The 12,886-nt window shown below is 59.2% G+C and carries 11 protein-coding genes; 6 read left to right on the top strand and 5 right to left on the bottom strand.

The features are described 5' to 3' along the window. Positions 1 to 18: 18 nt before the first annotated feature. Positions 19 to 1,461, bottom strand: a complete 1,443-nt coding sequence (aspA, locus tag BN1120_RS04040) for an aspartate ammonia-lyase (RefSeq protein WP_010673133.1) — start codon at positions 1,459 to 1,461, stop codon at positions 19 to 21. 449 nt (positions 1,462 to 1,910) lie between these two features. Between aspA and BN1120_RS04035 the strand changes: the two genes are divergently transcribed. Further along, entirely contained in the window at positions 1,911 to 2,390 is a 480-nt protein-coding gene (locus tag BN1120_RS04035) for an FxsA family protein (RefSeq protein WP_042014866.1), read from the top strand. 22 nt (positions 2,391 to 2,412) lie between these two features. Here the strand turns inward: BN1120_RS04035 and BN1120_RS04030 are convergent, their stop codons facing one another. After that, positions 2,413 to 3,747: an MATE family efflux transporter gene (locus tag BN1120_RS04030; RefSeq protein ID WP_231959481.1), complete on the bottom strand. Its 1,335-nt coding sequence runs from the start codon at positions 3,745 to 3,747 to the stop codon at positions 2,413 to 2,415. Between the two features lie 242 nt (positions 3,748 to 3,989). Between BN1120_RS04030 and BN1120_RS04025 the strand changes: the two genes are divergently transcribed. The 5 genes from BN1120_RS04025 to BN1120_RS04005 all read left to right on the top strand — a co-directional run bounded on the left by BN1120_RS04025 (position 3,990) and on the right by BN1120_RS04005 (position 8,757). Continuing rightward, a complete protein-coding gene (locus BN1120_RS04025; protein ID WP_005309514.1) occupies positions 3,990 to 4,283 on the top strand; it encodes a co-chaperone GroES in 294 nt (97 codons plus the stop codon). Between the two features lie 43 nt (positions 4,284 to 4,326). Continuing rightward, positions 4,327 to 5,961, top strand: a complete 1,635-nt coding sequence (groL, locus tag BN1120_RS04020) for a chaperonin GroEL (protein ID WP_010673136.1) — start codon at positions 4,327 to 4,329, stop codon at positions 5,959 to 5,961. 94 nt (positions 5,962 to 6,055) lie between these two features. Further along, entirely contained in the window at positions 6,056 to 6,553 is a 498-nt protein-coding gene (locus tag BN1120_RS04015) for a putative pterin-binding protein (protein ID WP_029313815.1), read from the top strand. A gap of 25 nt (positions 6,554 to 6,578) precedes the next feature. Then, positions 6,579 to 8,510 (top strand): putative bifunctional diguanylate cyclase/phosphodiesterase, encoded by a 1,932-nt coding sequence (locus BN1120_RS04010; protein WP_029313817.1) that lies wholly within the window; start codon positions 6,579 to 6,581, stop codon positions 8,508 to 8,510. A 58-nt stretch (positions 8,511 to 8,568) separates the two neighbouring features. Next, entirely contained in the window at positions 8,569 to 8,757 is a 189-nt protein-coding gene (locus tag BN1120_RS04005) for a hypothetical protein (protein WP_010673139.1), read from the top strand. A 64-nt stretch (positions 8,758 to 8,821) separates the two neighbouring features. On the opposite strand, the gene rluA is transcribed toward BN1120_RS04005, so the two are convergent. The 3 genes from rluA to BN1120_RS21460 all read right to left on the bottom strand — a co-directional run. Then, positions 8,822 to 9,478 (bottom strand): bifunctional tRNA pseudouridine(32) synthase/23S rRNA pseudouridine(746) synthase RluA, encoded by a 657-nt coding sequence (gene rluA, locus BN1120_RS04000; protein WP_042014863.1) that lies wholly within the window; start codon positions 9,476 to 9,478, stop codon positions 8,822 to 8,824. Positions 9,479 to 9,590: 112 nt separating this feature from the next. Next, complete coding sequence (rapA, locus tag BN1120_RS03995) at positions 9,591 to 12,458, bottom strand: RNA polymerase-associated protein RapA (protein ID WP_042014861.1); 2,868 nt, start codon at positions 12,456 to 12,458, stop codon at positions 9,591 to 9,593. 73 nt (positions 12,459 to 12,531) lie between these two features. Beyond that, on the bottom strand, positions 12,532 to 12,886 hold a 355-nt coding region (locus tag BN1120_RS21460), incomplete at its 5' end, for a hypothetical protein (RefSeq protein WP_042014860.1).

The following is a 12,886-nucleotide window of genomic DNA, read 5'->3' as shown; positions in this document are numbered from 1 at the left end:
CCCGGCCCATCTGTTCGCTTATACGGTGGCTTCGCGGGTGTAACGCTTGGCTTTGTATTGCGGGTTCATCAGGTTCTCGATGGAGAGGATCTCGTCCAGCTGTTCGGCGGTCAGCAGGCCGCGTTCCAGCACGACTTCGCGGACGTTCTTGCCGGTCTGGGCACAGATCTTGCCGACGATGTCGCCTTCATGGTGACCGATGAAGGGGTTCAGGTAGGTCACGATGCCGATGGAGTTCAGCACGTGGTTCATGCAGATGTCCGGGTTGGCGGTGATGCCTTCCACGCACTTCTCGCGCAGGGAGATGCAGGCTTTTTCCATCAGGCTCAGGGATTCGAACATGGCCTGACCGATCACCGGCTCCATGACGTTCAGCTGCAGCTGACCGGCCTCGGCGGCGAAGGTGATGGTGACGTCGTTGCCGAATACCTTGAAGCAGGACTGGTTGACCACTTCCGGAATGACCGGGTTGACCTTGGCCGGCATGATGGAGGAGCCAGCCTGCATTTCCGGCAGGTTGATCTCTTTGAGCGCAGTGCGCGGGCCGGAGGAGAGCAGACGCAGGTCATTACAGATCTTGGAGAGCTTCATGGCCAGGCGCTTGACCGCACCGTGCAGCATCACATAGGCGCCGCAGTCGGAGGTCGCTTCGATGAGGTCCTCTGCCGGCACGTAGGCACGACCGGTGATCTCGGCCAGACGCTTGATGGCAAGACCGGAGTACTCGGGCGGAGTGTTCAGACCGGTACCGATGGCGGTGGCGCCCAGGTTCACTTCCAGCAGCAGCTCCTGGCAACGCTTGATGGATTTGATCTCTTCACGCAGGGTGACGGCGAAGGCGTGGAACTCCTGACCCAGGGTCATGGGCACCGCGTCTTGCAACTGGGTACGGCCCATTTTCAGGATATGTTTGAATTCCTTGGCTTTGACATCGAAGGCGGCGATGAGGGCTTCCAGAGCGTGCAGGGTGGTGTCGGTGCTGTTGACCACGGCCACGCGGAAACCGGTGGGGTAGGCATCGTTGGTGGACTGGCACTTGTTGACGTGATCGTTGGGGTTGATGACGTCGTAGCGACCCTTTTCAAGTCCCATCAGCTCGAGGGCGATGTTGGCCAGCACTTCGTTGGTGTTCATGTTGACGGAGGTACCGGCGCCGCCCTGATAGACATCGACCGGGAACTGATCGAAGCACTTGCCGGTGTTCAGCATCAGGTCGCAGGCTTCGACAATCTTGTCTGCGATCTCAGGACGGATGGTGCCCAGTTCACCGTTGGCCAGTGCAGCCGCCTTCTTGGTCAGGACCATGCCACGAACAAACTCGGGAACGTCAGAAATCTTCTGAGTGCTGATCTTGAAGTTTTCAACAGCGCGCAGGGTGTGCACGCCGTAGTAGAGGTCGTTGGAAACTTCTTTGGTGCCCAGCAGGTCTTCTTCAATGCGGACGTTCTTGATGTCGCTCATTGTTATGCCTCAGAAATCAAATAAATGGAAACGATCCTCACCGAGTGGTCGCGATTTCCCTACGCACATTTCATCCTGAAGCACCACACATCGGGTGGGGCAGTTGGGAGCCAGTTGCTCCCTGTGCAATGACTGGTGTTGATGTTACCCCAATTGAGGTATCCGGTATTAGACCTAGATCACTAAATTTGAGGCAACCTCAAATTTCTTGTGGTCATTAAACAGATATTGCAATCGGGCGATTAACTTTGACAGAACAACCACCTCAATCCCAGTTGGGCGGACAAATATTTATCCGTATTCCGGGGCCTGCGGCAGGAGAGGCTTGAAAAATGATCAACCAGCCCCATGTTAATGTCAGAAGACCTGAACCCGGCGCATCAGCATCAGCGTTGTGCGGCTGCCGACCGGACACCCCGGGTCCATTCATTCATCGCTCCGAGGTTGCTATGGGCAAGTTGTTACTGTTGTTGGTCGGGCTGGTATTGCTGGAGCTCACCGTCATGATCAAGGTGGGCTCCGTGATGGGGGCCTTGCCGACCGTTGGCTTGCTGGTGCTGACTGCCGTGCTGGGATCGTCGCTGGTGCGCAGCGAGGGGATCAAGACCCTGCTCACTGCCCAGCAGAAGATGCAGCTGGGGGAGATGCCCGGCCGCGAGGTGATGGGTGGCATGATGCTGGCGCTGGCGGGCTTGCTGCTGATTATCCCGGGATTTGTGAGCGATATTGTCGGCATCCTGCTGCTGCAGCCCTGGCTGCGCAACATGCTGGCCGACAAGCTGATTGGCAGCAATCAGTTCAGGATGCAGATGGGGGGCTTCCAGGCTCGCCAGCAGCCGTTCGAGCCGGGTCCCGGCGATGACAGGCCCGGACAATCCCCGCGAGCGGGTGGCAACACCATCGAAGGGGAGTTCGAACGCAAAGAGTAATCGCGAGCCTCGGGCTGTGCTGTCAGGATCTCCCCTGATGGCACAGCCGCTCGAATCTGTGGCGGGCATACCCCCATGCCAGCAATCCGGCGGCCAGGTTCGCCAGCAGCATCCCCAGATAGATCCCCTGTTCTCCCCCCAGTTTTGCCCCCAGCCAGGCCCCTGGCAGCAAGAAGACAAACAGCCTGATGCCGTTTATCAGCAGTGACACCGCCGATGCCCTGACGCCGTTGAGGGCCGAGGCCAGCAGCATCACCATGCCCTGAAAGCCGTAGCCGATGGGGACCAGATGCAGATAGAGCACGATGAGGCGCACCACTTGCGGATGATCGCTGAACAGATCGGCGATGAAGGGGGCGAGAAGCCAGGTCAGCGCGTAGACCCCAAGCTGGAATATCAGGGCAAAGCGCATGCAGAGCAGCAGGGCTGCCTTGGCTCGGGCCGGATTCCCGGCGCCGCAGTTCTGCGAGATGAAGGGGGCCAGCACGGAGGAGAGCGCCATCATCACGATGAGCAGCAAGGCCTCGACCCGGGATGCCGCGCCGTAGGCGGCGACCACCTCGGTTCCCAGCCCGGCGAAAATGATCATCAACACGGCGTTGGCCAGTGGGTTGAGCATGTTGGTAAACGATGCGGGCACCGCCACATGGAGCAGGGCGCGCCAGTGGGCCAGCAACTGCGGGCGCGGGGAGAGGCGCCAGGTCAGCAGCGTCTCCCGCTTGTGCAGCAGATGGAGGCTGACCAGCATGGCCATCAACCAGGAGAGGGAAGTGGCGATGGCGGCTCCCCGAATGCCCCACTCGGGGAAGGGGCCCGGCCCGAAGATGAGCAGAGGATCCAGCACGCCGTTGACCAGACCGGCGACCCCCATCACCAGACTGGGGGTTTTGGTATCCCCCGTCGTCCGGATGGCCGCATTACCGACCATGGGCACGACCAGCATGGGGACGGTCAGATACCAGATGAGCATGTAGTCGTGGATGAGGGAGATGAGCTCGGCGCTGGCCCCCAGCAGGGTGAACAGAGGGGTAATGGTCATTGCCCCCAGCCCGGCGAGCAGACTCACCAGGATGACGGCAAGGAACAGGCAGTCTGTGGTGATGCGGGCTGCCTCGTCATGGCGACCCTGCCCCAGGGCATGACCGAGCAGGGCGCACAGGCCCGCTCCCAGCCCCATGGTCAGGGAGGTGACGACAAAGGTGACCGGGAAGGTAAAACTGATGGCGGCCAGCGCCTGGGTACCCAGCATGCCGATGAAGAAGGTATCGACCAGGTTGAAGGCCAGGATGGCGATGATGCCCAGGATCATGGGGCCCGTCATGCGCAGCAGCATGGGCGTCATGGGAGCGGTCAGCATGGGATTGGGTCGGCTCAAGGCAGAGTCTCTAGGTGCTTTGGGCCTGAATGCTGGCCGTCTCCATCCGCCTTCCTGATTGGGGATGGGTGATCCATCGAAGGTGTTCATAGTACGTGAAAATATTTTTTTTGTATTTGCCCTTGAAGGGCTAGCCCTGTTGCCCCAGATCAGGGGCATGACAAATTTGGCCGATTGCGGCCATTCCTCAAGCAACACAGAGACTCATTTTGGGAGAGTTATCGATGAAAATTCGTCCACTGCACGACCGCGTCATCATCAAGCGCATCGAAGCTGAAGCCAAATCCGCTGGCGGCATCGTCTTGACTGGCACTGCGGCCCAGAAGTCCACCCGTGGTGAAGTTCTTGCCGTGGGGACTGGTCGAATTCTGGACAATGGGGATGTCAAAGCACTGGCCGTCAAGGTGGGTGACAAGGTGATCTTCAACGAAGGCTACGGCGTGAAGACCGAAAAGCTGGATGGCCAGGACGTACTGATCCTGTCCGAAACCGACATCCTGGCGATTGTCGAAGAGTAATCACCCTCCCTCTTTTCCCGAATTGATTTAAGGATTGAAGAACATGGCAGCTAAAGAAGTTAAGTTTGGCAACGAAGCTCGCATCAAAATGCTGGAAGGCGTCAACATCCTGGCCGATGCCGTCAAGGTGACCCTGGGCCCGAAAGGCCGCAACGTGGTACTGGACAAGTCCTTCGGCGCCCCGACCATCACCAAGGATGGCGTCTCCGTTGCCCGTGAAATCGAGCTGGAAGACAAGTTCCAGAACATGGGTGCCCAGATGGTCAAGGAAGTCGCTTCCAAGGCCAATGACGCCGCCGGTGACGGTACCACCACTGCCACCGTACTGGCTCAAGCCATCGTCAACGAAGGCCTGAAGGCCGTTGCCGCCGGCATGAATCCCATGGATCTGAAGCGTGGTATCGACAAGGCCGTTGTGGCTGCCGTTGCCGAGCTGCAAGCACTGTCCACTCCCTGTGCCGACAACAATGCCATTGCCCAGGTAGGCACCATCTCCGCCAACTCCGACGAGAAGGTCGGCAAGCTGATTGCCGAAGCCATGGACAAGGTCGGCCGTGACGGCGTCATCACCGTGGAAGACGGTCAGGGCCTGGACGACGAGCTGGCGGTGGTAGAAGGCATGCAGTTCGACCGCGGCTACCTCTCCCCTTACTTCGTGAACAAGCCGGAAACCGGCTCCGTCGAGCTGGATGACCCCTTCATCCTGCTGGTGGACAAGAAAGTCTCCAACATCCGCGAAATGCTGCCGGTGCTGGAAGGTGTGGCCAAGGCGGGCAAACCGCTGATCATCGTGGCCGAAGACGTGGAAGGCGAAGCGCTGGCGACCCTGGTGGTCAACACCATGCGTGGCATCGTGAAAGTGGCCGCCGTCAAGGCGCCGGGCTTCGGTGATCGCCGCAAGGCCATGCTGCAGGATATCGCCATCCTGACCGGTGGTACCGTGATCTCCGAAGAAGTGGGCATGGAGCTGGAAAAAGCGACCCTGGAAGATCTGGGCCGTGCCAAGCGCATCGTCATCACCAAAGAGAACACCACCATCATCGATGGCGTGGGCGATGCTGCCCTGATCGAAAGCCGCGTGGCCCAGATCCGTCAGCAGATCGAAGAGACCTCTTCCGATTACGACCGTGAGAAACTGCAAGAGCGCGTGGCCAAGCTGGCCGGCGGTGTTGCCGTGATCAAGGTGGGTGCTGCCACTGAAGTTGAAATGAAAGAGAAGAAAGCCCGTGTTGACGATGCCCTGCACGCCACTCGCGCAGCCGTGGAAGAAGGCGTGGTTGCCGGTGGTGGTGTAGCGCTGGTGCGCGTTGCTGCCAAGCTGGCCTCCCTGCGTGGTGACAACGAAGACCAGAACGTCGGTATCAAGGTTGCCCTGCGCGCCATGGAAGCCCCGCTGCGTCAAATCGTCATCAACGCCGGCGAAGAAGCCTCCGTCATCGCCAATGCCGTGAAGAACGGTGAAGGCAACTACGGTTACAACGCCTACACCGAACAGTACGGCGACATGCTGGCCATGGGTATCCTGGACCCGACCAAGGTAACCCGTTCTGCCCTGCAGTTCGCCTCGTCCGTCGCTGGCCTGATGATCACCACAGAGTGCATGATCTCCGAGCTGCCGAAGAAAGATGCACCTGCCATGCCTGATATGGGTGGCATGGGCGGTATGGGTATGATGTAATCCCGTCAAGTCATCAAACGGCTCGCTTTTGCGGGCCGTTTTTTTTAGTGCTACTAAGCTGAAGTTGTTGATAGTGAAATGATCTGAGGTGAACATGCGATACTTAGGGCTTCTCCCGTTACTCCTTTCCCTGGCCTTGCCGGGCATGGCGCAGGCGACACCGCAGGGGCCGGTCATTCTCAAGGTGACGGGTAATCTGGATCCTGCCGACCCGGCAGATGGAGAGGTGCTGTTCGATATGGCCATGATCCAGGCGCTGCCGCAGCATGAGGTGGTGACGAGCAATCCCTGGGTGGACAAACCGCACAAATATGTAGGGCCGAAACTGGCGGACGTGCTGACTGAGGTGAAGGCCAACGGCAAGAGCATCACGCTCACCGCCCTGAACAGTTTCCAGATCCGGATCAACTGGGATAAGGTCAAGCAATACGATCCTATCCTGGCCTGGCAGGATGACGGGATGACCATGCGGGTACGTGACAAGGGGCCGCTCTGGTTTATCCTGCCACTGGATCAGCATCCCGAACTCAGGCGTTCCGAGTTCACCGACATGATGATCTGGCAACTGAGTGCGATCGACATTCAGCAGTAAAAACGGTGGTTTACGGGAGTACTGGGTGAAAGCGAAGACCAGGGCATGGCCCTTACTCGGCGTTCTTTATCTATCCATTCTGTTGTTCACGGGTAGCACCCTCTATTGCCTGGTGCAGATACAAAATGCGACCCGGGTGATGGAGAAGTATACCTATGACGTCTCCTGGGCATTGATGCAGTTGCAGCTCGAGCTGGGCCGCTTTCTCAATGCCGTCGAGATTTACCACTATGGCGGCATAGATCAGGAAGCCCTGCTGCTCCGCTATGACATTCTCTGGAGTCGTACCCCCATCCTCCTGAGCGGCCAATTGAGAAAAAGCCTCGCGGACAATCCGAAGACGCTGCGGCTGGTGAAACTGACCGAAAGCAGCATTCGCAAGCTGGAGCCTGATTTGGTCAGGCTCAAACCGGGGACGCCGGATTACCAGCAAGTCATGATGACACTGGCGCCCTTGCAGGAACCCCTCTCTTACTCTCTTGCTTCCGTCATGCAGAACAACATCAACGTCTATACGGGCAACGACGCGCGTTTTGGCCAGTTGCGCAATGCCCTGCTGTTCATGGTGTCGGGGCTGGTGGTGTCCGTCATTCTGCTCAGCGGCCTGCTGGTGCGAGAAGCCAGGCGCCATTTCAGGACCGCTAGGATCGATCCCCTCACCGGGCTCGCCAACCGGCTGGCGCTGCTGGAAAAGATGGATGCCTATGTCACCCGTGACACCTCCTTCGGACTGGTGCTGGTCGACATCAACGACTTTCGCGATATCAACAGCAAGTTTGGCTACAACACAGGGGACCTCCTGCTGCAGGAGGTGGCAAAGCGGCTGCGCGCCCTGTGCGAAAACGGGGAGTGGGTGGCGCGTTTGGGGGGAGATCAGCTTGCCATGCTGCAACGGGAGGGGAGCGATCTTCGTCAGGTCAGGGAGCTCGTGGCCAGAGTGCTCCACTCCATCAAGCAAGACATCATCATCGACAACTACCCTTTCCGGCTTGAGGTCGGTATCGGTATCGCCTTCTTCCCGACCGACAGCAACCAGACCCAGGAGTTGCTCAGCCGGGCGGAGCAGGCCCTCTCTCACAGCCGCAAGACCCATGTTCCCTATGTCATCTATGACAGTTCCCTGCTCAACGAGACGGCCAGGCGCAAGCATCTTGCGTCTGACATGGTGATGGCGCTGGAGCACAATGCGCTCGAGCTCTATTACCAGCCCATCGTCAATTTGGAAAGTGGCCGCTGTGAAGCTGTGGAGGCGCTGCTGCGCTGGCGCCATCCCGAGCTTGGCTTTATTCCCCCCAACGAGGTGATCCAGGTGGCGGAAGAGTTTCAGCTGGCTGAGAAACTGGGTGGCTGGGTATTGAATACCGCATGTGAGCAACTTCATCAGTGGCAGCACCTGGGTTTGGTGGACTTGCAGATGTGCGTGAACATCTCCCCGGGCATGTACCAGCGCAACCTCTTGAAGCTGGTGGCCAGAGCGCTGATGGAGCACCATATTCCCGCGTCCAGCCTGGTGCTGGAGGTGACGGAAGACACCACCATGCGCGAGGTCAAGAACTCGCTGCAGTTGATGCAGGATCTCAGCCAGCAGGGTGTGCATCTGGCCCTTGACGACTTCGGCACCGGCTACTCCTCCCTCAGCTATCTGCAGAAGCTGCCGGTGAGCAAGGTGAAGATAGACAGGTCCTTCATTCAGGGTATCGACACCTCCATCGAGGCGGCCGAACTGGTCGCCAACATCTGCCGTATGGGCTCCATGCTTGGCAAGAAACTGGTATGTGAAGGGATCGAGACCCAGGGGCAGCTCGATGTGCTGCGTTCATTGACCGACATACATCTGTATGGGCAGGGATATCTGTTCAGTCGCCCGGAGCATGCCGAAAAGGCCTATCAGACATTGCTGGAGATGGAAGAGCGCTGGTTGGCCCGGCGCTCGCCGGACAAGGCATATCTGCGTTGAACGATATGGCTCATGTCTCACCGGGCCCGGCCGATAGTCTCTTGGCAGGAGGTACACAATGGATATTTCTAGTTCTGCAAATGCGTCGTTCGGTTCTGCACTGATGGTGGCCAGCCTGGCCAAAAAGCAGCAGACCCAGGAAGGCGAATCCGCACTGAAACTGCTGGAAACAGCAGCGCAATCCGCTCCGGCTGCGCCGACATCGGCCAGCGCTTCCCTCGGAAGCAAGATCGATATCCGCGTCTGAGCGATAAAAAAGCCCCCATCTCTCGATGGGGGCTTTCTTTTTATTTGGTTGTTACCTGTCAGGCTCAGACCGGGAAAGGGGCCGGTGCCTCGAAGGTCATCCGCTCGCCGCTGCGGGGGTGGCTGATGGTCAGGCTGGCCGCATGAAGATAAAGGTGCGGTGCAGCCGTCAGCGCATCCGGGTTGGCGTAGAGGTTGTCGCCGAGGATGGGGTGACCCAGCTCCAGCATGTGTACCCGCAACTGATGGGAGCGACCGGTAATCGGGGTCAGCTTGATCAGGCTGTTGCCGTTCTCCACCTTCAGCTTCTGCCACAGGGTCAGGGCATGACGCCCCTCCTCAAAATCCACCTTCTGCTTCGGCCGGTTGGGCCAGTCGACGCAGAGCGGCAGATCCACTTCACCCGCATCCAGCACCGGTTCACCCCACACCCAGGCGAGGTAGTGCTTCTCGGTCTCACGCTCTCGGAATTGCCGGCTCAGCTCCCGGTGGGAGTTGGGGGTGAGCGGGATCACCAGCACGCCGGTGGTCGCCATGTCGAGGCGATGGGCAGCCGCCGCTTTGGGGTGCTGCTGCTTGACCCGATGGAGCACGCTGTCTTCATTCTCGGGGCCGCGTCCGGGGACGCTCAGCAGGCCAGTGGGCTTGTTGACCACCATGATGTCCTTGTCCTTGAACAGGATATCGAGCCAGGGTTCCAGGGGCGGTGAGTATACAAACATAGCGTCTCGCATCTTTGGTCAAAGCGGGGGCAAGCCCCCATTAGTTATGGATTACCACGATAAAAGTGCATGGCAGCCAACTCGCGTTGGGTTTGGCCATTTCACCGTTTTATCAGTTATGGGTAACCACAATAAAGCGGATGGCATCCAGCTTGAGCTGGGTCTGGTCGATCAGGTGGTGCAATTCTGCCTGCAGATTGCGCAGATATTCCAGCTCGCTGTCGCGCACATTCGGGTTGACCGCCTTGAGCGCTTCCAGCCTGTCCAGATCCTGCTGCAGGGTCTGCGCCATCTGGGCGCGGGCTTTGTCGACAATCCCGGCTTTCAGTTCGTTGGCAATGACCTCGCCCTTGCCAATCAGGCCGTGGATCACCGGCTGGGATGCGGTGACCAGCTTGCTGCCAAGGTGGCGGTTGACCGGTGTCAGCTGGCGGTTGAAGGCATCGAATGCCACCTTCTCTCCCAGATTCTGGCCGTTCTTGTCCATCAGCAGACGGATCGGCGTCGGCGGCATGAAACGGTAGAGCTGGGGATGGGCCGCAGACTCGGCGACGAAGATCAGCTCCAGCAGGATGGACCCCACCGGCAGCGCCTTGTTCTTGAGCAGTGCCACCGAGGTGGCACCGATCTCGGAACCCAGGATCAGGTCGATGCCGCCACGCATCATGGGGTGATCCCAGGAGAGCAGCGCCATGTCATCCCGCGACAGGGCGGTGTTGCGATCGAAGGTGATGGTCATGCCGTCTTGCGGCAGGCCAGGGAAGCTCGGCACCAGCATGTGATCCCCGGGAGTCAGCACCAGCGCATTTTCACCATGATCATCCTGGTTGACGCCGATCTCGTCGAACATCTTGAGGGCGAAGGAGATCATGCCGGTGTCGTCATCTTCGGCGGCGAGCTTCTCGACCAGCTGCTGGGCGGCCTCGCCACCGCTGGAGTGGATTTCCAGCAGGCGATCGCGACCCTGTTCCAGCCGGGCCTTGAGCGGCTCGTGCAGTTCGCGGGTCTTGGCCAGCAGGGCGTCGAGGGGGCCCTGCTCGCCGGTGTTGGCGGCCAGCAGCTCGAACAGCTCGTCACGTACCGCTTCGAACACCGGGCGGGCCGTCGGGCAGGTCTGCTCGAACGCATCCAGACCATCGTGATACCAGAGCTGCAGGGCGCGCTGGGCAGTCCCTTCCAGATAGGGAACGTGGATCTCGACGGTATTCTGCTGACCGATACGATCCAGTCGGCCGATACGCTGTTCCAGCAGATCCGGGTTGAGTGGCAGATCGAACAGCACCAGATGGCTGGCAAACTGGAAGTTGCGACCTTCTGAGCCGATCTCGGAGCAGAGCAGCACCTGAGCGCCCCCCTCAGCTTGAGCGAAATAGGCGGAGGCCTTGTCCCGCTCGAGGATCGACATCCCTTCGTGGAACACGGCGCCACGGATCCCTTCACGGGTGCGCAGCGCCTCTTCCAGGGCGATGGCGGTGGCTGCTTCGGAGCAGATCACCAGCACCTTCTGCTGACGGGCGGAGAGCAGCAGTTCCAGCAACCATTCGACGCGCGGGTCGAACTGGGTCCAGGTAGCGTTGTCGCCTTCGAACTGCTGGAAGATCTTCTCGGGATAGAGGTAGCGCAAGGCACGGGTCTGCAGATCGCCGCCATTGCCACCCATCATGCCCATCACCTTGATGGCGGTCTTGTACTGCTCCGGCAGCGGCATGGGGTAGACGTTGAGGTGGCGCTCCGGGAAGCCCTGAATATTGGCGCGGCTGTTACGGAACAGCACCCGGCCGGTGCCATGCTGATCCAGCAGCTTGGCGACCGCCTGCTGACGGGCGGCTGCATCGCTCAAGTCCAGCCCTTCCAGCTGGCTGGCGAGGATTTGCTTGGCGTCATTGCTCAGGGTCTCGCCATCCAGCAGCTCCTGGGCTGCGCTCGCGACCTGACCGTAGGCCTGCTCCTCGGCGAGGAAGGCGTCGTAGTCGTAGAAACGCTCCGGGTCGAGCAGGCGCAGACGAGCAAAGTGACTCTGGTGGCCCAGCTGATCAGGGGTCGCGGTCAGCAGCAGCACGCCCGGTACCTGTTCGGCCAGCGCTTCCACCATTTCGTAGGCGCGGCTGGGGGCCTCCTCACTCCACTCCAGATGGTGCGCTTCGTCGACAACCAGCAGATCCCACTCGGCTTCCAGCACTTGTTCGAAGCGACGACGCTTCTTGCGCAGGAAGTCGAGGCTGCAGATCACCAGCTGTTCGGTCTCGAAGGGGTTCTCCGCATCGGCGAACGCCTCGATGCAGCGCTCCTCGTCAAACAGGGAGAAGTGCAGGTTGAAACGGCGCAGCATCTCGACCAGCCACTGGTGCTGGAGCGTTTCGGGCAGCAGGATCAGCACCCGATGGGCGCGGCCGGAGAGCAGCTGCTGATGAATGATCATGCCCGCTTCGATGGTCTTGCCCAGGCCCACCTCGTCCGCCAGCAATACGCGCGGGGCGTAGCGGTGACCTACTTCATGGGCGATATAGAGCTGGTGCGGGATCAGGCTGACCCGGCCACCGGCCAGACCGCGAGTCGGGTTGCGACGACGCTGGTGCTGGTTGATCAACGCCTCGTAGCGCAGGGTAAAGCGGGACATCCGGTCAATCTGGCCGGCGAACAGGCGATCCTGCGGCTTGTTGAACTTGATGAAGTTGTTGAGAAACACTTCCTTGAGGGCAACCGGCTCACCATTGTCGGTGCGAACACCTACATATATAAGCAGGCCATCTTTCTCCTGCACTTCATCGACCGTCATGGTCCAGTCTTCGTGGCTGGCTATCTGATCGCCCACATTGAAGCTGACCCGGGTGACCGGCGCCTCTTCTTTGGCATACATGCGGTTTTCACCGGTAGCCGGAAACAACAGGGTAACCATGCGTCCTTCAACAGCAACGACAGTCCCCAATCCCAGATCCGTCTCTGTATCACTAATCCAACGCTGGCCAAGTGCAAAAGGCATTAAACTCTCCAAAGCCCAAGAGTGTGAGAATCGCAAAGGGGCGCTATGTTACCCGAAGGCGGAAAGCCGATCATCATGGTTGTGCAGCAGGGGAAAGCCAAATCGATACAAGCTTGATCTGCCAACCTGCCAGCCTCAATACAGCATCCGGAATACCAATCTGCAGATCCTTTTCGTGCATTAATTCATCACTGCGGTCGCTTTGTAATCGGTTGAACGATGAAAGCCATCTTTTTGCAATTATCTCCTTGCCAGAACGAATTCGCTCCCTATAATGCGCCTCCATCGACAGGGCAAGCGGTAACGCAAACAAGCCGGTCGGTAGCCTCGAAAAGCCTTTGAAAATAAGGCTTGACTCGAGAAGGCGGTTGAGTAGAATGCCACTCCCGCAGCAGCCAAAAGCTGCGTCGCTCTTTAACAATTTGAAT

Source organism: Aeromonas caviae, from assembly GCF_000819785.1.
GTDB lineage: Bacteria > Pseudomonadota > Gammaproteobacteria > Enterobacterales > Aeromonadaceae > Aeromonas > Aeromonas caviae.
The sequence above is the reverse complement of the archived record's forward strand: the minus strand, read 5'-3'. Positions and strand labels throughout refer to the sequence as shown.